At 37.4% G+C, this 25690-nt stretch carries 24 protein-coding genes; 14 read left to right on the plus strand and 10 right to left on the minus strand.

What is annotated here, in order from left to right; genetic code table 11:
* Positions 1-96 precede the first annotated feature (96 nt).
* Together EKM66_RS12795 and EKM66_RS00005 are read left to right on the plus strand one after the other, a co-directional pair.
* Positions 97-222 (plus strand): hypothetical protein, encoded by a 126-nt coding sequence (locus tag EKM66_RS12795; protein WP_263854115.1) that lies wholly within the window; start codon positions 97-99, stop codon positions 220-222.
* Between the two features lie 219 nt (positions 223-441).
* On the plus strand, positions 442-3114 hold the full coding sequence (locus EKM66_RS00005) for a cation-translocating P-type ATPase (protein ID WP_125760387.1): 2673 nt from the start codon (positions 442-444) through the stop codon (positions 3112-3114).
* A 607-nt stretch (positions 3115-3721) separates the two neighbouring features.
* Here EKM66_RS00005 and EKM66_RS00010 read toward each other — a convergent pair.
* Entirely contained in the window at positions 3722-4414 is a 693-nt protein-coding gene (locus EKM66_RS00010; RefSeq protein ID WP_125760389.1) for an EAL domain-containing protein, read from the minus strand.
* A 57-nt stretch (positions 4415-4471) separates the two neighbouring features.
* The gene (locus EKM66_RS00015; RefSeq protein WP_125760391.1) at positions 4472-4903 is read right to left on the minus strand and encodes a GNAT family N-acetyltransferase; all 432 of its coding nucleotides are present in this window, start codon (positions 4901-4903) and stop codon (positions 4472-4474) included.
* 317 nt (positions 4904-5220) lie between these two features.
* Here EKM66_RS00015 and EKM66_RS00020 point away from each other — a divergent pair, with 317 nt between their 5' ends.
* A complete protein-coding gene (locus EKM66_RS00020) occupies positions 5221-6585 on the plus strand; it encodes an FAD-dependent oxidoreductase (protein WP_125760393.1) in 1365 nt (454 codons plus the stop codon).
* Between the two features lie 144 nt (positions 6586-6729).
* Entirely contained in the window at positions 6730-7059 is a 330-nt protein-coding gene (locus tag EKM66_RS00025) for a metal-sulfur cluster assembly factor (RefSeq protein WP_125760395.1), read from the plus strand.
* Positions 7060-7531: 472 nt separating this feature from the next.
* On the opposite strand, the gene fba is transcribed toward EKM66_RS00025, so the two are convergent.
* The gene (gene fba, locus EKM66_RS00030; RefSeq protein WP_125760398.1) at positions 7532-8398 is read right to left on the minus strand and encodes a class II fructose-1,6-bisphosphate aldolase; all 867 of its coding nucleotides are present in this window, start codon (positions 8396-8398) and stop codon (positions 7532-7534) included.
* Positions 8399-8800: 402 nt separating this feature from the next.
* On the opposite strand from fba, the gene wecB reads away from it, so the two are divergent.
* Positions 8801-9943, plus strand: a complete 1143-nt coding sequence (gene wecB, locus EKM66_RS00035) for a non-hydrolyzing UDP-N-acetylglucosamine 2-epimerase (RefSeq protein WP_125760400.1) — start codon at positions 8801-8803, stop codon at positions 9941-9943.
* 30 nt (positions 9944-9973) lie between these two features.
* Here wecB and EKM66_RS00040 read toward each other — a convergent pair whose 3' ends face one another.
* Both EKM66_RS00040 and EKM66_RS00045 read right to left on the minus strand, forming a co-directional pair.
* Positions 9974-10459 (minus strand): GtrA family protein, encoded by a 486-nt coding sequence (locus EKM66_RS00040; protein ID WP_125760402.1) that lies wholly within the window; start codon positions 10457-10459, stop codon positions 9974-9976.
* Positions 10460-10461: 2 nt separating this feature from the next.
* On the minus strand, positions 10462-10917 hold the full coding sequence (locus EKM66_RS00045) for a flavodoxin (RefSeq protein WP_125760404.1): 456 nt from the start codon (positions 10915-10917) through the stop codon (positions 10462-10464).
* 124 nt (positions 10918-11041) lie between these two features.
* On the opposite strand from EKM66_RS00045, the gene map reads away from it, so the two are divergent.
* The 3 genes from map to galU are packed head-to-tail and all read left to right on the plus strand — an operon-like array spanning position 11042 to position 13768.
* Positions 11042-11839 (plus strand): type I methionyl aminopeptidase, encoded by a 798-nt coding sequence (gene map, locus EKM66_RS00050; RefSeq protein ID WP_125760406.1) that lies wholly within the window; start codon positions 11042-11044, stop codon positions 11837-11839.
* An 11-nt stretch (positions 11840-11850) separates the two neighbouring features.
* Positions 11851-12819 (plus strand): YihY/virulence factor BrkB family protein, encoded by a 969-nt coding sequence (locus EKM66_RS00055; protein WP_125760408.1) that lies wholly within the window; start codon positions 11851-11853, stop codon positions 12817-12819.
* A 37-nt stretch (positions 12820-12856) separates the two neighbouring features.
* The gene (gene galU, locus EKM66_RS00060; protein WP_125760410.1) at positions 12857-13768 is read left to right on the plus strand and encodes a UTP--glucose-1-phosphate uridylyltransferase GalU; all 912 of its coding nucleotides are present in this window, start codon (positions 12857-12859) and stop codon (positions 13766-13768) included.
* 464 nt (positions 13769-14232) lie between these two features.
* On the opposite strand, the gene EKM66_RS00065 is transcribed toward galU, so the two are convergent.
* Positions 14233-14517, minus strand: coding sequence for a hypothetical protein (locus EKM66_RS00065; protein WP_125760412.1), 285 nt, complete (start codon positions 14515-14517; stop codon positions 14233-14235).
* Positions 14518-14612: 95 nt separating this feature from the next.
* Between EKM66_RS00065 and EKM66_RS00070 the strand changes: the two genes are divergently transcribed.
* From EKM66_RS00070 to EKM66_RS00080, 3 genes are read left to right on the plus strand one after another with little or no spacing between them, the layout of a single operon-like run.
* The gene (locus EKM66_RS00070) at positions 14613-15767 is read left to right on the plus strand and encodes a thiolase family protein (RefSeq protein ID WP_125760414.1); all 1155 of its coding nucleotides are present in this window, start codon (positions 14613-14615) and stop codon (positions 15765-15767) included.
* The gene (locus tag EKM66_RS00075) at positions 15764-17002 is read left to right on the plus strand and encodes a hydroxymethylglutaryl-CoA reductase, degradative (protein WP_125760416.1); all 1239 of its coding nucleotides are present in this window, start codon (positions 15764-15766) and stop codon (positions 17000-17002) included. Before EKM66_RS00070 ends, EKM66_RS00075 begins: the two co-directional genes overlap by 4 nt.
* Before the next feature lie 3 nt (positions 17003-17005).
* On the plus strand, positions 17006-18163 hold the full coding sequence (locus tag EKM66_RS00080) for a hydroxymethylglutaryl-CoA synthase (RefSeq protein ID WP_125760418.1): 1158 nt from the start codon (positions 17006-17008) through the stop codon (positions 18161-18163).
* A gap of 531 nt (positions 18164-18694) precedes the next feature.
* Here the strand turns inward: EKM66_RS00080 and EKM66_RS00085 are convergent.
* From EKM66_RS00085 to EKM66_RS00100, 4 genes are all read right to left on the minus strand, one after another.
* Positions 18695-19258 (minus strand): plasmid pRiA4b ORF-3 family protein, encoded by a 564-nt coding sequence (locus EKM66_RS00085; protein WP_125760420.1) that lies wholly within the window; start codon positions 19256-19258, stop codon positions 18695-18697.
* 73 nt (positions 19259-19331) lie between these two features.
* Complete coding sequence (locus EKM66_RS00090; protein WP_125760422.1) at positions 19332-21527, minus strand: glycoside hydrolase family 65 protein; 2196 nt, start codon at positions 21525-21527, stop codon at positions 19332-19334.
* 336 nt (positions 21528-21863) lie between these two features.
* The gene (locus EKM66_RS12680; protein WP_225426532.1) at positions 21864-22667 is read right to left on the minus strand and encodes a hypothetical protein; all 804 of its coding nucleotides are present in this window, start codon (positions 22665-22667) and stop codon (positions 21864-21866) included.
* A gap of 198 nt (positions 22668-22865) precedes the next feature.
* A complete protein-coding gene (locus tag EKM66_RS00100; RefSeq protein ID WP_125760424.1) occupies positions 22866-23339 on the minus strand; it encodes a nucleoside 2-deoxyribosyltransferase in 474 nt (157 codons plus the stop codon).
* 104 nt (positions 23340-23443) lie between these two features.
* Here EKM66_RS00100 and EKM66_RS00105 point away from each other — a divergent pair, with 104 nt between their 5' ends.
* From EKM66_RS00105 to EKM66_RS00115, 3 genes are all read left to right on the plus strand, one after another.
* Positions 23444-23674 (plus strand): hypothetical protein, encoded by a 231-nt coding sequence (locus EKM66_RS00105; RefSeq protein WP_125760425.1) that lies wholly within the window; start codon positions 23444-23446, stop codon positions 23672-23674.
* 62 nt (positions 23675-23736) lie between these two features.
* Positions 23737-23928, plus strand: a complete 192-nt coding sequence (locus EKM66_RS00110; protein ID WP_125760427.1) for a hypothetical protein — start codon at positions 23737-23739, stop codon at positions 23926-23928.
* 30 nt (positions 23929-23958) lie between these two features.
* Entirely contained in the window at positions 23959-25638 is a 1680-nt protein-coding gene (locus EKM66_RS00115) for an FAD-dependent oxidoreductase (RefSeq protein WP_125760429.1), read from the plus strand.
* Positions 25639-25690 lie beyond the last annotated feature (52 nt).

A 25690-nucleotide genomic window follows, 5' to 3' on the forward strand; every position in this document is an offset into this window, starting at 1 on the left:
GATACCTGATTTTTTCGTCTTGGTGTTTTTTTTATTCAGTTTTTCTCAAGTGGCTAACTTGATTATAAAATTTGCCACAAAAATACCATTGATGATTTGGCATTTATTGATATGTTATTCCAACCAAATTATGACAATCCATTCAATTACTTGAATCTTGTTGGACAAATGGCCGTTGGAAAAGAACGAGACGAAAAAAAAGCTAGAGCCGATAAAGAATAATTATTTTAGTTGCTCTTCTGTAATGAATCAGATATACTTTGCTTAACGAAAATATTGTTTTTCATGAGGGAGTAACTAGCAGCTTCGGCTGTAGCAATATCACCAACCCGGACGGATTATTCTGGTATTGCTATAAATAGTGAGACTTATGTGTGTTTTTACATACGTAGGTCTATTTTTTTACCCAAAATAGGCCGCGTTAGAAAGGGAGGAACTACATTGTCAGAACAAAAGAAACAATTGTCCCAAGCATTCTATTCGCAAACTGAATCCGAGGTATTAAAAGAACTCGATGCGTCTAGTGAGGGACTAGATTCTCAGCAAGTTGAGAGACGTGCGGGTGAATATGGTCCAAATAAATTGGATGATGGTAAAAAGAAATCCATTATTCAGAAGTTCTTGGAACAGTTTAAGGACTTGATGATTTTGGTTCTATTGGCGGCCGCGGTTATTTCGGCAGTTGTATCACATGATGTGATCGACTCAGTTATAATCTTGGCAGTTGTTATCATTAACGCCGTGCTTGGTGTATTCCAGGAGTCAAAGGCGGAAGCGGCACTTGATGCGTTGAAGAATATGTCGACACCGCACGCCAATGTCTTGAGAAATGGCGATACTATCACAATTAAAAGTACAGAATTGGTACCTGGAGATATTGTGTTATTAGAAGCTGGAGATGTTGTACCAGCTGACCTTAGATTACTTGAGTCAAAATCCTTAAAAATTGAAGAATCAGCTTTGACTGGTGAATCTGTCTCAGTTGAAAAAGAAACAGGAGTTATTGAAGGCGACCAAGTTGGTATTGGTGATCGGCTCAACATGGCCTTTTCAAATAGTAATGTTACTTATGGTCGTGGAACTGGTGTTGTAGTTAATACAGGAATGTCTACTGAAGTTGGTAAGATTGCTGGTATGTTAGCTAATGCTGATGAAACAACGACACCATTGAAGAACAGCTTGAATCATTTAGGTAAGTTCTTAACAATTGCTATCGTGATCATTGCCGTAGTTATGTATGTTGTGGGAACGTTCCTGAATGGTATGGATCCTATTAAGATGATGCTTACATCTATTTCACTTGCCGTTGCTGCTATCCCAGAAGGATTGCCGGCAATTGTAACGATTATTTTGGCTCTTGGTACACAAGTAATGGCTAAGCGTAATGCAGTTATTCGTAAACTGCCAGCTGTTGAAACTTTGGGATCAACAGATATTATTGCATCAGATAAAACTGGTACATTAACTTTGAACCAGATGACAGTGGAAAAAGTTTATACTTTCGGTGCTCAACAATCAGCCGAAGCAGAATTACCAGAAGATAATATGACATTGAAAGTTATGAACTTCGCAAATGATACGAAGATTTCTCAAGATGGCACAATGATCGGTGATCCAACTGAAACAGCTTTAATAACGTTTGGTGAAAAACATAACTTTGATCTTGATGCTAAATTAATAGCTCAACCTCGTGTGGCTGAATTGCCATTTGATTCAGAGCGTAAATTAATGTCGACCGTCCATGAGAACTCAGATGGTAAGTTCTTAGTTGCCGTCAAGGGTGCTCCAGATATCTTGCTGGAACGTATTACTAAGATTCAAACCAAAGATGGTATTCGAGACATTACTGAAGAAGATAAGAAACAAATTCTTTGGAATAACAAAGATATGGCACAGCAAGCGCTACGTGTTTTGGAGATGGCGTATAAGTATATTGATGAAGTTCCAAATGACCCACAATCTGAGCAAATTGAAAGTGACTTGATTTTTGCCGGATTAGTCGGAATGATCGATCCTGAACGTAGTGAAGCTGCTGAAGCTGTGCGTGTTGCTAAAGCTGCTGGTGTTCGTCCACTGATGATCACTGGTGATCACCAAATCACTGCTGAAGCAATTGCTGCTAGATTAGGTATTATTGAAGCAGGTGATGATGCAGCAGTTCTAACAGGTGCTGAGTTAGACCAAATGTCAACTGAAGAATTCGATAAAAAAGTTAAGAAGTATTCCGTTTACGCTCGTGTTTCACCGGAACACAAAGTTAGAATCGTTAAGGCTTGGCAAAAGGCAGGTAAGGTCGTTGCCATGACAGGTGATGGTGTTAACGATGCTCCAGCCCTTAAGCAAGCTGATATCGGTATCGGAATGGGTATCACTGGTACTGAAGTTTCTAAAGGTGCATCAGACATGGTGCTAGCCGATGATAACTTTGCTACGATCGTTGTCGCTGTTGAGGAAGGTCGTAAGGTCTTCTCTAACATTCAAAAAGCCATTCAATATTTGTTGGCTGCCAACTTGGGTGAAGTTTTGACATTGTTCATTGCTACATTGTTAGCTTGGGATACGATGCTTCCAATCCATTTATTGTGGATAAACTTGGTAACTGATACTTTCCCAGCCATTGCTTTGGGGATGGAACCAGCGGAATCTAACTTGATGGAACATAAACCTAGAGGTAAAAATTCCAATTTCTTCTCTGGAGGAGTATTGAGTAGTGTGGTATATCAAGGTATCCTTGAAGCTGCTACAGTATTACTGGTTTATGCAACAGCCATTTGGTGGCCAGTACATTCAGGCTATAACGCAATCCATGCAGATGCTTTAACAATGTCATTTGCTACTTTAGGATTGATTCAATTGTTCCATGCCTTTAATGTTAAGTCTGTTCATCAATCAATTTTCAAAGTTGGATTGTTTAAGAACAAGACTTTCAATTGGTCGATTCTTTTATCATTAGTTATGATGATGATTATCATAGTTGTCCCTGGTTTGAATGATGCCTTCAGAGTTGCACATTTAGATATGCATCAATGGTTGATCGTACTTGGATCGTCATTCGCAATTATTCCAATTGTGGAAGTTGTAAAATTTGTTCAACGTAAATTAGGTAAAGCATAATAAAAATTCCACCTTGAAAGTTTTGGTTTCAGGGTGGAATTTTTTGATGTTCTTTTGTCGCCTGCGGCTAAAAATAATAATCCTGCTGTGGGATCGACCTCAGCCAAAGGGCGGTCTGAGGTCTCGATTTTGAACTCCGCATAGCCCCGCGAATTTCAAAAGTCGTCCTGTGCTGTATGGACGGCGGTTCGCCGTCCGACAGCACTATCACAGCTGGATCATTATTTTTAACCTCCGGCTGGTTTGGTGTTTATACTCTCCTTATTTTTTTTAGTCCAAAAATTATTAATAGATTTTTTAATTAGTCATGGTTGGTCGTATTGATTTTTTGGGACAATAAAAAAGTGATCAAGATTCAACAGAATCCTAATCACTCATTAACTTTAGTATTTCGTTTTAACACGTGGATAGTCAATAAGAGCTGGAGGTTACAAAATATTTCATCAGCCATGAAAGTTCCGTAGAACGGTGGTTTTACCGTTCGTACGGAACAGGGCGAGCTTGGAGATTTGCAAAGCAAAGCTTCAAGTCGAGGGTCGAGACCTTGGCTCGAGCCGACCCCATGGCAGATGAAATATTTTATAACCGGAAGCGGAAACGAAACTAGTTATTTCTCATCAAAAACGTCATCATCATCTTCAAGCTTCAATAGGTGAGGCTTGCCATAATAATAACCTTGACGTAAATCAATCTGCAATGAATCAGCTAATTTATCATCAGCTTCATTTTCGATTCCTTCAAGAATTAGTCGTAAGTTATTTTCGTTGGCAAAATCACGCCAAAAGATAACTTTTTTCTCGATATTAGGGTCACGGAACTTTTCTTTGAAATTCTGAAGTGCAAATTTAACTTCATTGGCCATTGGAACCAATGGCTTGATGTGTTCTAGTTTGTTTTCACCAGTACCAACATCATCTAGACTGAAGTCCATTCCGTAATCGATGAATTGCTTGATCAATGGAATCATTTCTTCGTTAGTCCATTTTTCATCGCCAGGCTCTTCAGTTAATTCAACAACAAGTTTTAATGGACGCAATTGAAGTTGTGATTTGATGATAGCTTTTCTAACTTCAGGGTTCATTAATTGTGTACGGTTGATGTTAACTGAAACTGAACCAATTTTGAGTGATAGACGTAAGGTGGTAGCCATTAGGACTTCAGCCATTATGTGAGAAGGAATATCTGAAAAATGCAGTGGAGGACGCCATCCTTCGGGCGTCTTCTTTTTCATTAATAATTCGTAGCCAATCAATGTATTGGTGTACTTGTTTAACTGTGGTTGTATGAAATATCTATACATAGGCTCCCCTTCAAATAATCTCTGTTTACCATTATACAATAAACTTAAAAGATTATCTCACAATGTGAGTTTCATATCATGGTGCAGTATTCCTGCTTCACGGTATTGTTCTCCCACAACTTCAAATCCTAGTTGTGTATAGAAATCTTGGGCGTGATCTTGTGCACCTAATATAACATATGTATATCCAGAATCTTTGACTCTTTTAATGAGATTGTTCAATAATTTAGATGCGATACCTTGATGACGGTATTCCTTGAGAACGGCGACTCGTTGAACATGGATACCATTATCGTTAGTTGGAAAATATCGTGCAGTACCAGCAGCCTGATTGTCCTTGTATAGGGTTGCATGCGTACAGTTATCTTCGCCATCGATCTCTATTTTTTCATCGACATTTTGTTCTTTGATAAAGACTTCTTTGCGAATGTTAAGTGCATCGTGGTAAGTTTTTGAATTTAAATCAGTTGTATATTCAATAGTTATCATTAATTAGCCAGCTTTCAGTATCGAATTATTGCTATTTTACTATTAATTTAATAGTTGTTGTAGAGGAAAGTGAATCATTCTGATATAAAAATGGAATATTTTCAACATTCCAAATGTGTATTCAGAATTTGATAAATGAATTTTTCTATTTTGATAGTCATGACCAATCTAAATAAACTATAATACTTGATGAAAGTGTTCACATTAATTGGGACAATCTAGTAAACTTATATAGGTAAGTGTGATATTTTAATATCATGGGCTTTTGATAAATTATGAAAAAAAGTTATTAGAAATGTCCTATAGGGAGGCACATATTGAAAGTTATTGTCGTCGGCTGTACACATGCTGGAACAGCTGCAGTTGAACAAATTTTAAAAGATCACCCTGATACCGATGTTACTGTATATGAGCGTGAAGATAATATTTCGTTTCTATCATGTGGTATCGCATTATATTTAGGTCGTATTGTAGATAGACTTGAGGATATGTTTTATGCAGACCCAGATACTCTAGAGTCACTTGGAGCAAAGGTCAAAATGAAGCATAGTGTTGAAAAAATTGATGCCAAGAACAAGTCAATGGTAGTTAAAGACCTTGCTACAGGCGAAGAGATCACCGATACTTATGACAAATTGATCATGACAACTGGTTCGGTTGTAAGTACTCCAAATATGAAGGGAATTAATAACCCTCGTATCTTGTACTGTAAGAACTATGAGCAAGCTAAGAATATTTATGAGTCTGCAAAGAATTACCAAAGTATTGCCATTATTGGTGGTGGATACGTTGGAGTCGAATTAGCTGAAGCTTATGCTAATACTGTTCATGAAGTTACACTTATTCAATCCGGTGGTCAAATCTTGAAGAACTATATTGATAAGCCACTATCAGATAAGATTATTGGTCTGTTAAAAGACCATTATGTAAATGTATATCTTAATGAACGTGTCCAAAGTTTTGAGGATGGTAAAGAGATTACTATCAAGACGGACAAAGATACACATCAAGCTGATCTTGTAATTATGTGTACTGGATTCGATGCTAATACTGGATTGCTTAAGGGACAAGTTGATATGGATGGTCGTAATGCTTTGATCATTAATGAATACGTCCAAACTTCAGACCCAGATATTTATTCAGCTGGTGACGCATGTGCTGTTAACTTCAATCCTACTAAGCAACCATTGTATATTCCTTTGGCATCTAATGCCGTTCGCCAAGGTGTTTTAGCAGGTAAAAATGTTTTCGGAAATATTCAAAAGTATATGGGAACTCAAGGTTCCACTGGTATGGAATTATTTGAACATACTTTGGCATCAACTGGTATTACATTGCACAATGCTCTTAATGCTGGGATCAATGCCGATCAAGTTGAGTATAATGCCAACTATCGTCCAGACTTCATGCCTACTAACGAGAATCTTCAAATCTTCTTAGTATATGATAAAGATACTCGTAAGATATTGGGAGCTCAATTGTTCAGTAAGCACGAAGTAGCACAGTCAGCCAATGCTGTTTCAATTGCTATTCAAAACAATAATACTATCGATGACCTGGCCTTTGTTGATATGTTATTCCAACCAAATTACGACAATCCATGGAATTATCTGAACTTAGTTGCTCAGATGGCGATTGACAAATTAGATTACGGAATTGTAAATGATTCGGCCGCTAAATAAGTAGAGTATTTATTGATAAAATTAAGGACAGTATTGGTAAAAAATGTTGTCCTTTTTTGATGCCATTTTGTTAGAAAGATGATATATTATGCTTGTGAGAGCGTTAACATAAAACGTAGTCGTAATCCGATAGGAGACTTGAATATGGATGATAAACAAGGAATAGGGCCTAGGATCAGCCTTGAAGGCGAAGTAATGTGCGCACTAGAAAGCGTTATTGATCCTGAATTAGGGGTTGATATAGTTAACTTAGGCATGATTTATAATGTGGAAGTAAATAACAATGTATGCAAAGTTACAATGACGTTGACACATATCTGGTGTCCAGTAAGCGATTATTTGAAGGTTTTGATATGTAACGCCGTGACTTCAGTCGAAGGCATAGATAGTTGTGATATTAACTTGGTATGGGAACCCAGATGGACGATTGACAAAATGAGCCGTATGGCAAAAATCGCATTAAATATATCTTAGACAAAAATAAAACACCCAGGATGGCAAAGTCCTAGGTGTTTTTTAGTATATAGGGGATAGTTCCTTAAAACTGTGGGGGATAGTTCAATAATTCTTTGATGCATGTTATCCACGTTTATATCGGGAGGAACATGTAGCAGGAAGTAGATCATACGTGAATAACATTGTTGAGTATACCAATATTATAGTAGGACCTCCTCACTTCCGAGATTGCTCTCTCTTTATGGCATTAGTATATCAGGGATAGCTTGATTTCACAATATGTAAATTAAAATGAAAATATATTTCACAATTGAATCCGCTACTGTTGCTGATATATAGCTGATAGTGTGAACTGAATGAATTCAAAATAGTTATTTTACAGTTCACAAATAGTTATTTTTCTGTAAAAATATTTTACAACTATACCAATTATAAAAAAGAGCACAAAAAAAGAGAAATGCCAAGCATCTCTCTTAATAGACAATCATTATTAGATTGAAGGTGTACCGAACCATTCGATACGTTCCTTAGTTGTGTCAGTGATAGCCTTTGTACCAGGTGCAAGTAACTTACGTGGGTCATAACCCTTAGCATCAACATCTTGATCATGTCCTGCTTCGATATATTCACGTGTAGCCTTTGCAAATGATAATTGTAATTCAGTATTAACGTTAACCTTTGAAATACCCATTGAGATAGCCTTAACGATTTGTTCCTTAGGGATACCTGAACCACCGTGAAGAACAAGTGGTGTTGAGATTTCAGCAGCTAATTCTTGTAGACGATCAAAGCTTAAACCTTTCCAGTTGTCAGGGTAAACACCGTGGATGTTACCAATACCAACAGCTAGGTAGTCAACGCCAGTAGCAGCAAGTGTCTTAGCTTCTTCAACATCAGCTAATTCACCAAGACCAGTAATACCATCTTCTGTACCACCGATTGAACCAACTTCTGCTTCAACAGACATATTCTTAGCGTGAGCTAATTTAACGATTTCCTTTGTCTTTTCAAGGTTTTCGTCGAAAGGTAAGTCGTGGCCATCGAACATAACTGAGTTGTAACCAACTTCGATACATTCTTTAGCAGCTTCGTAGTTACCATGATCCAAGTGCATAACAACTGGAACTGTGATACCCATTGACTTGATTGTGTCTTGTACTAGGTGTAGGCAAAGTTCATAACCACCCATGTACTTAGCAGCACCCATTGATGTTTGAACCAAGATAGGCGTGTTTGTTTCTTGGGCTGCAGCTAAAATAGCACGAGTCCATTCCAAGTCGTTGATGTTAAAAGCACCAACAGCGTATTTGCCTTTACGGGCGTTGTTGAAAATTTCGTTACCGTTTGTTAAAACCATCGATAATCCTCCAATAAATTCATCTTTGAATACAATAGACATTTTAACTCAAAACTTAAGCAATTCATATGTTTTTTGTAAAAGTATTTACATGAATGGAACTTTATTGGTTTGGAAATATACAATAAAAGCTATTATATAAAGGATTACCAGCCCTAAAAGAATAAACCACCAATATTTCTTGGTGTTAGATTTCATGAACGTATTGTAAATTGCCATTACTAGAAAAAAGGCAAGCAGGGTTGTGAGAATGCTGAGTAGTATAAGTAGAGGTATGTTTATCATCATGAAACTAATTATAGCAATTTTTTCAGAAAATTATCTATAGAAACTAAATTAACACCTACTATATAAAGTTACGCGATTCTGATATACTTTGAAGAGGTTATTGAGGTGATTAATTTGAAAAAAATCAAAGTTATGACAGTCTTTGGAACACGTCCAGAGGCAATTAAAATGGCACCATTGGTTTTGAAATTAAAACAAAATAGTGATCGTTTTGAAACGGTTACTGTAGTTACTGCCCAACATCGTGAAATGTTGGATTCTGTTCTGGAGATATTCAAGATCACACCAGATTATGATTTGAACATCATGAAGGAACGTCAGACACTCAGTGGAATCACTGGATTAGTTCTGAAGGAATTAGACAGTATTATTGAAAAAGAAAAGCCTGACATTGTGCTAGTTCATGGCGATACTACAACAACATTCAGTGCTGCACTTTCAGCTTTCTATCACCAAACAAGTATTGGTCACGTAGAAGCTGGATTGAGAACTTGGAATAAGTATTCTCCATGGCCAGAAGAGATGAATCGTCAGATGACTGATGATTTGGCCGACTTGTACTTCGCTCCAACTAGTGAAAGTAAGGCCAATTTGTTGAAGGAGAATCACAAGGAAGATAATATCTTCGTTACTGGTAATACAGCGATTGATGCTCTACGTAGTACGGTTCATCAAGATTATCATCATGATATTTTGGATATCATTGATCCAAACAAGAAGATGATATTGATCACAATGCACCGTCGTGAGAATCAAGGAGAACCAATGAAGCAAGTCTTTCGTGCTATGAAACGTGTTGTTGAAAAGCATGATGACATAGAATTGATTTATCCAGTTCATTTGAATCCAGTAGTTCAACAAACCGCTAAGGACATTCTTGGTGATGTTGAACGAGTTCACTTGATCGATCCACTTGATGTGGTTGATTTTCACAACTTAGCTTCTAAGAGCTACTTTATCATGACTGATTCCGGTGGTGTTCAAGAAGAAGCACCTTCACTTGGTAAGCCAGTATTAGTATTGCGTGATACCACTGAACGTCCAGAAGGCGTTGAAGCTGGAACGTTGAAGTTAGTTGGTACTGACTCAGATGTTGTTGAGCGTGAAATGAGTCGCTTGATTGAAGATAAGCCTGAGTATGATCGTATGGCGAATGCTAAGAATCCATATGGTGATGGTAAAGCATCTGATAGAATCATGGATGCAATCAGTTATCATTTTGGTCAAACAACAGATACACCTGATGAATTTGAATAGTATTAATTTAAAAAAGTGAAGCCGAGGAAATTAAATTTCCTTAGCTTCACTTTTTTCTTTGTCGTTATTACTTTTTGAAGAACTTCTGAATTTCTTGAACTTATCAATTAAATTACGGTTGTTATAATTGAATATCAATTTGGATGAATAATAATTAAACAATCCAACTACCAGTTGATCAATTACTTTGATGATGATATTTCCGAATGGAAGTACCATCACGGCAACTATCATGAAGAAGTCATCGAATAGTAATGAGAATAATCGGGATAGAATGAAATAGATTCCTTCTTGAAACATTTTTTTCACATTTCCCATTTTGCGTTTGAAGACAAATATTTTCGTCACAAAGAATGAGAAGACATTAGATACGAACCAGGCAATTGTGTTGGCGATCCACAAGGGAATACCAAAATTATTGTGTGCCATATCGAAAATCACAATATTGATGAGAGATGCAAGAAATCCAAATAGACAATACACTGCGAAGTCGCGGTGTTTTCTAATGAAATCCATAGTTAGTCATCCATTTCTTTAGCTTTAGCTACCAATTCTTCAGCAAATTTATCAAGATGCTCAATGTCGTCTTGTTCTGGGTCTAGTTCTACTTTGACAGAATCTGAACCTTTGGTTGCTCCTACTTGTTCGAAGATAGTGGAGAACTCATCAACGGCACGACAAAAATCCTCATAGAAACGATCACCTGAGCCACATACGCCGTAGATTTTACCGTTTAAGTCAAGATCTTGCATGTCATCGTAAAAATCCATTGCTTCTTCGGGGACAATTCCTTGATCATATGTATAACTAGCAATTACACAAATGTCAGCATCCTCAAAATCAGAAGCGTCAGTCTGTGAAACCTCACTCATATCAACATCCATTCCTAAGTCCTCGAACTTTTCTGTTAGAACGTATGCGATGTCTTCGTCGTTACCAGTGATACTTGCATAAACGATTTTTACTTTTGTCATTTAACTGCCTCTCATTTTACAATCTTGAGATATTATAGCAAAAATAGTCAACTATCTAAATGGATAACCATGACAATGTTATAATATCAATGACTTTATTTTTTTTGAAGGGAAATGCAAAAAGTTGATTACACTAAAATCTGCACGAGAAATAGAAGGTATGAGAAAGTCTGGCGAATTACTTGCCAACGTTCATATCGGATTACGAGATATTATCAAACCAGGAATTTCTTCAATGGAGATTGAAGATTTTGCTGATAAATATATAACTGAACATGGTGGGAGACCATCTGAAAAGGGATTCGAAGGATACAAATATGCAACTTGTGTTTGTGTTAATGATGAAGTTGCTCATGGTATTCCACGTAAGAACTTGATCTTGAAGAGCGGTGACGTTCTAAAAGTTGATATGACTGTTAATTTAGACGGTTATGAAAGTGATTCTTGCTGGACATACGCTGTTGGTGAATTATCACCAGAAGACAAGCACCTAATGGAAGTTACACACAAAGCTCTATACTTAGGTATCGATCAAGCTGTTGTGGGCAATCGTTTGGGTGATATTGGTTATGCTATTCAACACTACGTTGAAGATGAACAACACATGGGTGATGTTCGTGATTTGATCGGACATGGTATCCAGCCTACAATGCACGAAGCACCAAATGTTCCTCACTACGGTGAACCAGGACAAGGTCTTCGTTTGCGTGAAGGTATGACTATCACTATTGAACCAATGGTCAACCTTGGAACATGGGAGATCAATGATAAGTTCGTCAAAGCAGACGGATGGGAATACTTTGTTTCAGCTGATGGATCAGATTCTGCTCAATATGAACATACAATTGCTATCACAAAAGATGGCCCTAAGATTTTGACTTCTCAAGATCCAGAGTTCGATGCTAAATATCTATTGAAATAATGGTGGGATAAATGGACGAAAATAAGAACAAACCAATACCCATATTTGAACAGTCCATTTCACGGCGTCAAAAATTTATCGGCTTCGTGAAATGTGTTGCACAAGCTGTGAGTGATGCTAATATTCCAATGGCTTCAAAGGCCGTTACATATTATCTTTTATTGTCTTTATTTCCGGCCTTTATTATTGTTGGAAATTTAATTCCACTATTACATTTAGACAGACCAACAGTCGTTTCTTATATTGAATTTATTTTGCCAGAGAATCTCCACGAATACTTCATTCCGTTAATTGAAAAAGTTATTACCAGTTCTAATACTGGTATATTGTCAGTCGGTATTGTTGTTGCCTTATGGGCTATTTCACGTGGATTGAACACTGCACAATTGTCGATGAATCAAGCATACGGATTGGATATCAATAGTTTGTTTGTTAATCAAACTTTTTTGAACTATATCATTAGACGTGCTTTGGCGTTCATCATGACGTTCTTTCTTATTGTCATCGCTGTTGCAGTTATCATTGTGTTCACTTTTGGTCAGATATTTTTGAATTGGCTGATTGATCTGATTGAACTTCAGGCTTTACAGACGGTCTTGGATGAGTTTATGAGATGGAAATGGCCTCTGGCTATTGTTATAATGTTCTTGATCGTATTTGCTTTATTTTATTTTTTACCTAATGTCCATCTGAAGCTTCACTACATACTTTTGGGCTCAGTTATCGCTACGACGGGTATGCTTGGATTATCTCAGATCTTTTCCTACTATTTAAAATATTTTGGATCAGCTTGGGATAACTATGGAACCATTGGAGCTATTATTATTTTCCTCCTTTGGATCAACATGTCTGTGACGATATTTCTATTTGGAAATGCCGTCAATGTTGGCTTTGCGGAAGCAAGTCAAGGACCATATCTTCGTAAGAATACTGGACGTTTGAGCACGTATTTGAAGTCGCATGAAACCAATAAAGGGTGAGGACAATATCCGCATCTGTATATTAAGGAGATCAGTAATGAAAGTAAGAAAAGCTATTATTCCAGCTGCAGGATTAGGAACAAGATTTTTACCAGCAACAAAGGCATTGGCTAAGGAAATGTTACCAATTGTTGATAAGCCAACAATTCAATTTATTGTTGAGGAAGCTAAGGCTTCAGGTATCGAAGATATCTTGATTATTACTGGTAAGAATAAGCGTTCGATCGAAGATCATTTTGATGCTGCACCTGAACTAGAACAGAATTTGGAATCAAAGAATAAGACAGAACTATTGAAGGTCGTTCAAGGTACAACAGACTTAGGTGTTAACTTGTACTATAGCCGTCAAGCTCATCCAAATGGCTTAGGCGATGCTGTTGCTCAAGCACAATCATTCATTTCAGGCGAACCATTCGTTGTTATGCTTGGTGATGATTTGATGACAGATAAAGTTCCACTAACAAAGCAATTGATTGATGATTACGATAAGACACACGCTTCAACAATCGCTGTTATGAAGGTTCCTGATAAGGATGTTTCAAAATACGGAATTATCGAACCAGACGGTGAACAAGCTCCTGGACTATATAATGTTAAGAGCTTTGTTGAGAAGCCAAAAGTTGATGAAGCTCCAAGTAACTTGGCTATCATTGGTCGTTACTTATTAACACCTGAAATCTTCGATTTGTTGAAGACTCAAAAACCAGGTGCTGGTAATGAGATCCAATTAACAGATGCTATTGATCGTATGAACAAGATTCAACGTGTATTTGCTCATGAATTCAAGGGTCAAAGAGACGATGTTGGTAATAAGTTTGGTTATGTTAAGACCAACATTGAGTATGGTTTGACTCACCCAGAAGTTAAGGATGAATTGAGAAAGTATATTTTGGACTTGAGCAAGAAGCTTCAAGCTGAGGATAATCAAGGTAAGAAGTCAGCTAAGTAGCCTTTTAAGTTGTTCAGTTGTCGCTTCCGGTTCCAAGAGTTTTTACCTGCCGTGGGACCGATTCGAGCCAAGGTCTCGAATCTCGACTTGAAGCTTTGCTTCGCAAATCTCCAAGCTCGTCCTGTGGCTTCGCCACCTTCACGGCTGGTAAAATCTCTTGTAACCTCCAGCTATAATAGTTCATTATTTGGCTAGATGGTTACTTACTTACGTGATTGGATGGGGTGTTTTGCCACATGCTATTTCATTCTGAACGTAACAAGAGTAAGAAACTGTAAATTAGTCGGAGATAGAAAATGATGTAACCAGCAGTGATAGTGCTGTCGGACGGCCTTGCCGTCCATACAGCACAGGACGACTTTTGAAATCTGCGGTTTGTGCAGAGTTCAAAATCGAGTCTTCAGACCGCACTTTGGCTGAAGACGGTCCCACTGCAGGTTCCATCGTTTTCTATCGGAGACGTCTTAACCTAATAAAATACAATCATCATCAACCCTGAATCCAAAGAGTTGGTGGTGATTTTTTTTGTTGTCATAGTAAACAGGAAGTTCGTAATATTCTTTTTTATTTATCAGCAATAAGAACTCCCAGTTTTTCAAACCTTTTAATTTATTTGAAGTCTTCAAATAAACGCCAGTAGGTTCTGATTCCAGATCCACCACGGCATATCTTTGTTTGTCTTCTTCAATAAATATTCGATTATTTTTGTTAAAATCATTTAGCAATAAGATTAAATCAATGATTCGCATAAGATAAACTCCATCGTTTTGATTGTAATTATTTACTAGTTAAATTATTATTAAGGCTTAGAGTAATTTTACCAAATATGAGAGGGTACATTTAAATGAATCCAGTTGTAATTATAGATGCAAAAAGAACCGCAATCGGTAAGTTCCGTGGGGAATTCGCTGATTTGTCAGCGGTTGAGCTAGGAACACAGTTAGTTAAAAAGTTGTTAAAAAAGAATAATATTGATCCTAAAATAGTTGATCAATTTATTTTTGGAAATGTTTATCAAGCTGGTGCTGGACAAAATCCTGCCAGACAAGTTGCAATTAACTCTGGAGCAGCAGTTGAATCTACTGCTATGACGATCAATCAAGTTTGTGGTTCAGGGATGAAAGCTGTTCATGAAGCCACTAATGCTTTACTTTTAGGAGATGCTGAAATCATCGTTGCTGGTGGTATTGAAAGCATGTCAAACGCTCCCTTTTACGCCAAACGTGTTGGTAAATTGGAAGCAAGTGATAAGAAGGGTGATACGTTATTCCGTGATGGATTGTGGGATGCCTTCAATAATAATCACATGGGTATCACAGCTGAAAATGTTGCTCAGAAATATGCTGTGACTCGCCAGCAACAAGACCAGTTTGCGTATGCCTCACAACAAAAGGCTGCTGCATCAGTAGATAAGTTAGCTCAAGAAATTATTCCAATTGACGTTGACGGTGAAAAAATCGTCAAAGATGAGTCAATCAGAGCTAATACTACACTTGAAAAAATGGCTAATTTGAAGCCTGCATTTGAGGAAAATGGGACTGTTACGGCCGGTAATTCATCACCATTGAATGATGGTGCCGCAGCCTTGATCATGATGACTAAGGATAAAGCTGATAGTCTAGGCCTAGATTATATAGCTGAGATCACTGGCTATACAGAAGTTGGTATCAATCCGAACTTTATGGGCTATGCTCCATATTACGCCATCAAAAAGTATTCTGAGAAATATAAGACTGATTTGAATGATATCGACTTATATGAAATAAATGAAGCATTTGCATCACAAGCATTCGCAGTAACTAGAGACTTGAATCTTCCTGCAAATAAAATAAATATCTATGGTGGAGGAATTGCCCTGGGTCATCCACTTGGCGCAACTGGTGCTAGATTAATTGTTTCACTTATCAATGCGCTACAAAATACCGAGCAAACAACTGGTATTGCTTCATTATGCATTGGCGGTGGAATGGGTATGGCTCTAGGAATTAAGTTATCATGAAATTATACGAAATGACGGATGAAGAAAGAATTCAATATTTACTTGATCATAAGTATATTAACCAAGATCAAGCTAATTTGTTAAGCTCTCGGAATCCTTTATCACAAGAATTGTCAGATAGTCTGAGTGAAAATCAACTTGGCGTATTTGGTCTGCCTTATGGATTTGCAACAGATGTGGTAGTCAACGGCAAGGATTATATTGTTCCTATGTCAATTGAAGAACCATCAGTGATTGCTGCGGCATCTAACGGTGCCAAGAGAATCAAGAACAGCGGTGGATTCAAAGTATCGACTAGTTCACATATTGTCTATGGGCAGATTGTTTTAGAAGATGTTAATGAGAACACTTTGAATTTATTACAGAATAAGAAAAGCTTAATATTACAGATTGCTAATGGTGCACATCCAAGTTTGATCAAGCGTGGCGGTGGTGTTAGCTCGGTTGAGTTCGTATCTTATGGAGATATGATAGAAGTTGAATTAGGTGTTGATACGGTTGATGCCATGGGTGCCAATCTTGTTAATACCATTCTAGAAATCACTAGTCGAAAAGTATCAGAAATAACTTCCTGTAATGTTTTGTGCAGTATTCTGTCTAACAGTGGGGAAGGTCAAGTCGTTGATGTTAACGCTGAAGTTTCATTTGAGCAACTTGCTACCAAGAAGATGCCTGGTGAAGAAGTCGCTGAACGAATTGTTTCACTGACAGGGTTTGCTCAAAAGTCAGTTAAACGAGCTATTACACACAACAAAGGTATTATGAATGGAATTGATGCTGTCATTGCTTCGACTGGAAACGACTTCCGTGCTCAAGAGGCTGCTGCACATGCATTTGCAATACAAAGTGGCAGTTATCAACCATTAAGTGATTGGCGAATAGTTGATGGACATTTGGAAGGTAAATTAACTATCCCGATTGAAGCTGGTAGCGTTGGTGGGGCAATTAGCTCAATGCCAATGGCACAGCTTAGTTTGTCGATAATGAAGATACAAAATAGTCAGGAGTTGCGTTCAGTTATTGGAGCAATTGGCTTAGCTAATAACTTGTCAGCTCTACGTGCCTTAGTAACGACAGGCATTCAAGCTGGTCACATGAGTCTTCAGAGCAAGTCTTTGGCTATTTCGGCTGGAGCAGTCGGCGAAGAAATTAACAAGGTCGCACGGGAATTGAATAGACAGAAGAATTATTCACTTGCTAATGCAAAAGAAGTTCTGAAAGAATTGAGGAATTAATAGATGGATATTGGTATTGATAGACTAGGCTTTTATGTGCCTAAAAAATACATTGATTTAGTTGAATTAGCGAATAAGCGTAATGTTGATCCAAACAAATTCACGATAGGAATCGGCCAGAGCAAGCAGGCAGTACCTGACTTATATCAAGATGCCGTAACTATGGCAGCTGAATCGGCAGATCAAGTTCTGAATGATGACAACCGTAAGGATATTGGTTTGGTGATTGTGGGAACTGAAAGCAGTGTTGATGAATCAAAGGCTGCAGCAACTTATTTAGTTGAATTATTAAATCTTCCAGAAGAAGTCAGAGCCTTTGAAATTAAAGAGGCTTGTTACGGTGCCACTGCAGGATTACAAATGGCATATAATTTCGTAGCTATGAACCCTGACAAGAAGGCATTAGTGATTGCCAGTGATATAGCTCGTTACGGAGTTAATACACCTGGTGAGGTTACGCAAGGTGCTGGTTCTGTTGCGATGCTTGTTAGTGAGAATCCACATATTTTGAAATTAAATAATAAGTCGGTTTATATGACTCGTAATGTCGGAGACTTCTGGCGTCCTACGTTTTCTAAGACAGCTTTTGCTCGTGGCAAATATTCCAATGAAGTCTATGTTGATTTCTTCAAGACGCTTTGGAAGAAGTTCCAAGACAAGTATGATGTCACAGCTGATGATTTCAGTACTATGTTATTCCACATTCCTTATACCAAGATGGGGATGAAGGCCTTACGTACTCTGGAAGGTAATATTCCAGATGATAAATACAATGAGTTGTCTGATCATTATCAAGCAAGTATTGAGATCAGTCGCAATGTCGGTAATCTTTATACTGGTTCATTGTACTTGGGACTTATTTCTTATCTGATCAACGGGGATGTTAAGCCAAATGAACAGATAAGCCTGTTTAGTTATGGTTCAGGGGCTGTTGGTGAAATTTATAGTGCAGAAATCCAACCTGATTATACAGGTTTTTTGAATATCGATTTTATTAAGAAAGAGTTAAGCGATAGGCAAAAAATTAGCATTTCTGACTATGAAGATATTTTTGGAAAAGAAGTCAAGAATGGCGATGTAACAGTACTTTCAGATGTTCATGATAAGTACTATTTGAGTGAGATAAAAGAAAATGAAAGATTGTACAAAAAGCTGAAGTAAAATGTTGCAAACGGTTACATCAAATGTTATATTAAAGACGTGGTAAAGATGAAATGCCTGGAACTGTAGCCCTAAAAAATTTGATGCTAATTAAAAAGTTTTAACTGTTTCCGTTAGGAGGCTGGTAGGATTAATAAAGAGCAACGAAGAGTTAGAGTATTACGGTTCAACGGCATTTTGGGACTAGCAACAAAAGTTAACATAAAATCGACTTAAATTTAGTAGTCGCGCAAGCTCAATACATGATTTGCTAGGATCCTTAGTTGAACGACAAGTGTTAGTAGTAAGATTTGTTTTACAGTAGCAAGATTCAGATTCAGGATTTACGTGAAAAGCTTTAAGCATTACATGATAAATTAAGAAGTTGATGAAAACTACAGTGGATTTCATCTTACCACTTCAAATGAATTGACCCCGTCAGATTGGATGGGGTCTTTTTGTATGTTCTTTTTTGTTTGCATTCGATTGAAAGTTTCATTCTAATATATATAGATTCACAAAAAAACGCTGAGATTTCTCCCAACGCTTGTATTAACCTTCATAATTCATTTCTAATATATAAATTTTACCTTTGAGTAATGATTGATGATATTCCAAACTGAAATTACGGTAATCCCATGGATGTTCATTTATTTCAGGAATTTTTCCTGTTGTGTCGGTATCTTGAATTATCTTCTCTAAGTCAGATGGAAAGATATTTTCAATTATTCCACGTCCGGCACCGTCTGTAACATAGGGGTAGTGGTTTCCGGAACCACGTTTCATTTCAGATATTTCAATAAGTTCTAAATTAAATGTCCATGATGATCCGTAGTCATACGTCAATGTAGCAGTATCGCCGATTTCCATTTTTAATGACGTAAGTTTTGTCTTACGTGCTTCTTTAGTCCCATATGGATAATCCATTCCCGGGAACATTATAGAATAGGACACGCCGTTATAATTTATATCGAACATATGAGAACCTTCGGCTTCAAATGCTGCTAATACGGCATAACTTAATTTTGCCATAGTGGAATTTGCACTCACCTCAATATCACGCCAAATAGTGTTTTCAAAGTCTCTTAGTTTTACTTTAAATTTATATACTTGCATATGATCACATCCTTAATGAAATTATACTATGTTACTAAAACAAGCGCTGGGATTTTTCCCAACGCTTGTTTTTTTACACTTTATCGACATTGATCTCAGGTTCATTCTTATCCAAAACAACATCATTTCCACATAGCTCGATCTTGGCAGGGATGTCATTCAATAATTTAACTTTGGAAAAATCATGATTCAAGGTTATTTCAAGCAAACTATTCTTATAAGTGATCCGATAGGTGAATCCTTTGATTTGTTCGGGCACGTGGTTCTCAAATGAAACTTTATCATCATATAATTTTAATCCAGAGAATCCAGAAGCAATCGACAACCAGCTGCCACCTAAGTTGGCAATGTGTAATCCATCTTCAGTATTGCCATGCTTGTTCAATAAGTCTGAGAAGGCTGATTCTTGGAATGCCTCAAAGGCCACACTAGGCTTTCCTAGGCGAGAAGCAATGATCCCAAAGATTGACTTGGACAATGATGAATCGTGCGTTGTGACGGCATTATAGTAGTCGTACTCCCGATTGAGCTGTTCACTAGAGATTTCATCTGGGAATAAATACTCAGCTAGGATTGCATCAGCTTGCTTAGCCACTTGGTAACGATAGATTGTTAGGGGATGATAGTGGAGTAGTAGTGGATAATTATCCTTAGGTACTTCGTCAAATGGCCACAAAGGCTTGCTTAAGAAACTATCATCTTGTGCATTTATTTCTTTTTCTTTATCAAATGGTAAGTAGACCGCTTTTGAAATTTCGTATAGTTTCTTGATTTCGTCCTTGTTAGTTCCATAGTCATCAAGTGACACATCAGATCTCTTTACCAATTTGTCAGCGTATTTCTTAACCAATGCCAAGTTATGCTTAGCCATTCGGTTGGTGTAGTAGTTATTGTTGACTAAAGCAGTATATTCGTCTGGACCTGTGACTGACCAGAATTCAAATTTATCTTTGTTCCAGTTACCAAATTCGGCCCAGAATCTAGCTGTTTCGAGGATGATTTGGAATCCGTATTTTTGGATGAAGTCGAAGTCACCACTCGATTTACAATACAAATCAACGGCATAAGCAATATCAGCATCAATATGATATTGAGCAGTTCCAGCAGGGAAGAATGCCGAAGCCTCTTCACCGTTAATTGTTCTCCAAGCGAATAAGGCACCGCTTTTGACACCGAGTTCAGCTGCACGTTTCTTAGCTTGTGGTAAAGTACTATAACGATATTTTAATATTCTTCTAGCAATTTTTGGTGAAGAATAGGCGAAGTAAGGTAAGGCGTATGTTTCTGTATCCCAGAAATAATGTCCTTCGTAACCAGTACCACTCAATCCTTTGGCAGCAAGACTGGTCTTCCCGTCTTTACCTGCTGACTGATTAAGCTGGAAAATATTGAATAATAGGGCTGTATTAAGGTGTGGTGCGCCATTAATGGTTACTTCGCTATTGAGCCAGACATTGTTCCAAAAGTGTTTAGCGTCGTCAGTTATCTCAGATAATGAATGCTTAGGCATGGTTTCAACGTCACCAGTTTTGGAGATATCTCCGATTCCAATAATATAGGGGATAGTTGGTTCATCAGATATATCAACTGTCATATTGATCAGTTGGTCTTGTTTGTTAGCTGTTCTCAAAGTGAAGGGAATCGTTAGATTAGATTGCTTTGTTGCTAGGATACAACTGTATGAATTGTATGATTTACGTTCGCCATAGACTGATAGTGGGTATGATATGTTCGATTTACGAGGATCATTTGAATCAAGAATTCGTTCAGTTGTATCAAACGATACAGTTTTACTGATGGTCAGTTTGCCATGATAATTGATCCCTGAGAATCCATACGAAATGCAGTACCAATTCCTATTATGTTGACTGATACAGGATTCGACTGTCATTTCAATTGCTTCATTTAGGGAGTTGGTTAAGTGATATTTCTCTAATAATTTACCGGTCTTCATATTCAACTGCATTGAGATAAGCTCGGATTTATTGAAGTCAATTCCGTCGGTATTGGTTATGCGAATGTATCGTAAATTGGTGATGTTGACGATAGTTTGATTAAATTGTGCATATCCGTAGGCAGATTCACCATAATGAATTTTGGACTTTTCATAGAATCCATTCACCAACGTATCGAAGTTGTCGGTATTGAGAATGGGATTATTTGCACGAACTCCGAAGTGTCCGTTAGCAATTGAAAAGATTGTTTCGAGAAATGCTGCGTCTTTTTCTTGTAAATCATTTAAAGTTAAGACAAATTTGTTTGAAGACATAATTGTTCTCCTTCCGATTGAAGAGGTGTATTCAACAATAATTATAAAGTGATTTATATTAAATACAATAGATATGTTTAAACAAATACAGTGATGTGACAAGATATGTTCAACTTTTGAGTATTAAGATATGACTGCACAAAAATAGCGATACTATTATTGTAATAGTATCGCTTTGTTTTTTTAAAAAATGAGTTGTAGAAGGTTTCTGCTTTCTAAACGAGTTACAAAAGCCAGATTCCTGCGCTTGCTACAGATAACAAATGCACCAACTTCGTTGGCACCTCTGTTATCTTAGGCAATGCTCAGAATCTCCCGGCTTTTTCCACTCTCTTATTAGCCTAGTACTTGAACTGTAACGTTTTGACGTCCGAATGATAATGCTTGTGAGTTAGGCATAGCGATGTCTAATTGGTTAGGATTGCTGTATGCGAACAAGCCTGTATCATTAACAACACGGTTGTAAACTGTACCGTTACTTGATGTGATTCTCAAATGTGTACCTCTTGGGAATTTTGATAGGTTAGCAGCAACACCGCTGTATCCCATGTTTGATCCAAGAACGGCTGGATCATAAGCTGTAGCGTTCATAGTAATTGTTTGTTTAACGTTGTCATTTGACATGTATTTACCATTGATCCATTGGCTTCCACCAAGGTCATACCAAACTTGGCCACTTGCGTCAGTTGTTTGGGCGTAAACTGTGTAACCTGAACCACCAGCAGCTGTGTTACCTGTGAAGTAACCACCATTAGCTGAGCTGTAAAGATTTACATGACCACTGGCACTAACGTACATCATCTTGTTAACAGATGTTACAGGTGCTGTAGTTGAAATGTCTGAAGCGTTGATCCATTGGTTCTTACCAACGGCATAGTATGTTACACCATCGATGTTAGCAGTCTTACTGATTGCCCATGCAGTATTATTTGAAAGCTTGTTACCTGTATCACCGACATTACCTTGGGTGTTTGGTGTTGTGTAGATTGTTGCGCCGTTTGCATTGTTGATGTAAATGACACCTGAAGTTGTTTGATATGAAACTGTAGCAGCTTGAACAGCTGAAGTAGTTGAACCTAATGTTACAAGTGCGAGTGAAGCGACTGTTAATACTGAAGCAGCGATATTTTTGATTTTCATTATAAGATATATCCCCCGTAGAATATGTATGTGTATTTTTATATTTATGAGTAGCAATTAACCTGGCAGTTAGTTGTGTACTCTAATTTTTCTAACCGAGAAATATCATATAACGTCTGGAACGCAAAAAGTTGGATATAACCTAAACGTAAATGAGCTATAATCCAACTGTAAATAAGGTGTAACACTATTGAAACATTACAAGTACTTTTTTACTTCTTTTAGCAAATCTTCCACATTATTGGTTACAATCCCGTTCATCTTAATTAAGCCAATTGTGTAGTTATTAATGTAACCAAAGGGATTCTCACCGATTGTTTTGACTGCTTCTAATTTGGCAGGATTGTTGAATCCGTGTTGACGAAGGTCAGTCCATAATCCAACTACAGGAATTTCTTTTCCAAAGGCAAGACCGATTTCTGTAGCAACACCATCGTCCATAGTGTCACCATCAAGTACTGCAACTACGATATCAGATGAAAGAAGTTCTTTGTTATCCTCTTGAGCAATCTTGATCGAGTCGGCATAGTTCATCTTGTCATTGATGTCACCATTTTCTTGAGGTAGATAAACCTCAATGTCACTAGACATGTCACGAATCTTCTTAACGACCATATCATTGTACATGCGGTCAGCTTCTGAGAATAGTCCGTTTGCAAAATAAATCTTCATTTAAAAATCCTTCTTTCATATATATGTAATTCAAGTTTAGCATGAAAGAATTATTTATTAGCAATCAATTGTAAATAATCTGACTTTGGATCTTTTAAGCGGTTTTGATAGTTACTAATGATGTCTTGCAAGGAGATTGGAAGTTCTTACAAAGCTCTAATCCAATGACAGATAATAATTTGTATGAAACAAAGCCATATATGGACAAGCTCATAAAAAATATTAGTAACATGCAAGTCTCAACTGCCATGATTCCTAGAAGTAAAGTTGATGGAGCGTCAGATCTCCAGTATTTCTTGAAGGTGACAGATTTAAAGAGGCATACAACAGGGTAAATACCTTTATCAAAGATAATCAGAATAAGAAGTTGCTGTTAATGGAGCTAGGAGTTGGTCGCATGACGCCAATGTTTATTCAACAACCATTTTGGAATTTAACGTATAATTTACCGCAAGCTTCATATGTTAATATCAATCCAAAGGATGCAATGACGCATCCCAAGATAGAGGATAAGTCTTTAGTTATTCATGAAGATATTAATGCAGTTTTTGCAGATATTGCTGAGAGTTTAGATGTAAATAACTTATAATTGAATTATTACAATGCAGGAGGAACACCGATGGGAAAGAGAATTTTGATAGTTGGTGGTAATGCCGGTGGTGCATCAGTTGCTGCCAGAGCCAGACGATTGGATGAAGATGCTGAAATAATTATGTTCGAAAAGGGTCCATATGTTTCATATTCAAACTGTTCCTTACCATATTATTTGAGTGGTGTAGTCGAGAATGTTGACGATATGGTAATGAAAACTCCAGAACAATTTGAAAAACAGTATAATATCAAGGCTTTGGTCAACAATGAGGTTATTAGTGGTGAAGACGAGCTCAAGACAATCACTGTTAAGAACTTAGTAACCGGTAAAGTCTCTGATTATAAATACGATGAATTAGTTCTGGCAACTGGGGCTACTCCAGTTTTACCTAGCTCAATAAAAGGAATCCATAACAGTAATGTCTACACAGTTCGTGATGTTGAAGATATTAAATTGATCAACGATAAAATTAGTGGTGTCAATAATATTACGGTTATCGGTGGAGGATTCATCGGATTAGAAATGATGGAGAACTTATCCCATGCAGGTAAGAAGGTAACTGTGGTCGAAGCAACCAAGCATGTGATGGCAACGATTGATGACGATATGGCACAACTTGTTCACAAAGAAATCATCGATAACGGTGTAAACTTAATTGTTGATGATGGTGTTAAAAAAATCACTGATGACTCAGTTGTTCTTTCATCGGGAAAGACTATTCCAAGTGAAGTCGTGATTGCTGCAATTGGTGTGAAACCAAATGTTGAATTAGCAGATAATATTGGTCTTCAACTCGGAGAGACTGGTGCAATTGAGGTCTATGATGGTTATCAAACTAGTGTTGACCATATTTATGCAGTTGGGGATGCCATTGAAGTTACCAATATGTTAACTCGTAAGAAACAACGCTTGAATCTTTCTGGTCCGGCTCAGATGCAGGCAAGAGATGCCGCTGATCACATGTATCATCGTCAAACTAGACGTCCTGGAGTTATCGGAACACAGGTGGTCAAAGTCTTTGGTTTGAACATTGCATCAACTGGATTGACGCAAGAACAGGCTGGACTTAATAACTTCGATTATCGAACGGCTCTGGTTATTCCTAAGGATAAGGTTGAAATAATGCCTGATGCTAGTCCAATTAATTTGAAACTTGTCTTCGGATATCCAAGTGGCGAGATCCTTGGTGCACAAGCTCTGGGCAAAGGTGATGTGGATAAACAGATTGATGTGATTGCTACAATGATCACTATGCACGGCAAAGTTGAAGATTTGCAGAATTTGGAATTAGCCTACCAGCCGTTATTCAGTACTCCTAAGAATGCTGTTAATGTTGCGGGAATGGTTGCTACTAATATTCTCAATGGTGAATTCAAACAAGTTCCAATTTCAGTTGTCCGGATATTGGTTGAACACGGTGCCTTTATTATGGATGTCAGAGAACCTAGTGAGTTTGCTAGGGGTCATCTTAGAAATGCCGTGAATATTCCCATGAGCCAGTTTAGAGACAGACTCAAAGAGATTCCACATGATAGGCCAGTATATGTGCACTGCCAGACTAGTCAACGTGGCTATAATGTCACTCGTGCACTGAATAATCTTGGTTATACAAATGTTAATAACATTCAGGGTTCATTCTTGGGTATCTCAGAGTATGAATATTATCACGATGTTGTTGATGATCGAGATTCTATTATTGTTAAGTAAGAGCGCAACAAGATATGTTTAAATTTTGCGTTTACCGAATAAAGTAGTCATA

This window comes from Companilactobacillus hulinensis, assembly GCF_003946555.1.
Classification (GTDB): Bacteria; Bacillota; Bacilli; order Lactobacillales; family Lactobacillaceae; genus Companilactobacillus; species Companilactobacillus hulinensis.

Bases quoted from the DNA above. Each gene is read 5' to 3' on its own strand.
- EKM66_RS00010 (WP_125760389.1), bottom strand. From the start codon at position 4,414: ATGTATAGATATTTCATACAACCACAGTTAAACAAGTACACCAATACA.
- EKM66_RS00015 (WP_125760391.1), bottom strand. From the start codon at position 4,903: ATGATAACTATTGAATATACAACTGATTTAAATTCAAAAACTTACCAC.
- EKM66_RS00025 (WP_125760395.1), top strand. From the start codon at position 6,730: ATGGATGATAAACAAGGAATAGGGCCTAGGATCAGCCTTGAAGGCGAA.
- fba (WP_125760398.1), bottom strand. From the start codon at position 8,398: ATGGTTTTAACAAACGGTAACGAAATTTTCAACAACGCCCGTAAAGGC.
- EKM66_RS00040 (WP_125760402.1), bottom strand. From the start codon at position 10,459: ATGGATTTCATTAGAAAACACCGCGACTTCGCAGTGTATTGTCTATTT.
- EKM66_RS00045 (WP_125760404.1), bottom strand. From the start codon at position 10,917: ATGACAAAAGTAAAAATCGTTTATGCAAGTATCACTGGTAACGACGAA.
- EKM66_RS00055 (WP_125760408.1), top strand. From the start codon at position 11,851: ATGGACGAAAATAAGAACAAACCAATACCCATATTTGAACAGTCCATT.
- galU (WP_125760410.1), top strand. From the start codon at position 12,857: ATGAAAGTAAGAAAAGCTATTATTCCAGCTGCAGGATTAGGAACAAGA.
- EKM66_RS00065 (WP_125760412.1), bottom strand. From the start codon at position 14,517: ATGCGAATCATTGATTTAATCTTATTGCTAAATGATTTTAACAAAAAT.
- EKM66_RS00070 (WP_125760414.1), top strand. From the start codon at position 14,613: ATGAATCCAGTTGTAATTATAGATGCAAAAAGAACCGCAATCGGTAAG.
- EKM66_RS00075 (WP_125760416.1), top strand. From the start codon at position 15,764: ATGAAATTATACGAAATGACGGATGAAGAAAGAATTCAATATTTACTT.
- EKM66_RS00080 (WP_125760418.1), top strand. From the start codon at position 17,006: ATGGATATTGGTATTGATAGACTAGGCTTTTATGTGCCTAAAAAATAC.
- EKM66_RS00085 (WP_125760420.1), bottom strand. From the start codon at position 19,258: ATGCAAGTATATAAATTTAAAGTAAAACTAAGAGACTTTGAAAACACT.
- EKM66_RS00090 (WP_125760422.1), bottom strand. From the start codon at position 21,527: ATGTCTTCAAACAAATTTGTCTTAACTTTAAATGATTTACAAGAAAAA.
- EKM66_RS12680 (WP_225426532.1), bottom strand. From the start codon at position 22,667: ATGAAAATCAAAAATATCGCTGCTTCAGTATTAACAGTCGCTTCACTC.
- EKM66_RS00100 (WP_125760424.1), bottom strand. From the start codon at position 23,339: ATGAAGATTTATTTTGCAAACGGACTATTCTCAGAAGCTGACCGCATG.
- EKM66_RS00110 (WP_125760427.1), top strand. From the start codon at position 23,737: ATGACGCCAATGTTTATTCAACAACCATTTTGGAATTTAACGTATAAT.
- EKM66_RS00115 (WP_125760429.1), top strand. From the start codon at position 23,959: ATGGGAAAGAGAATTTTGATAGTTGGTGGTAATGCCGGTGGTGCATCA.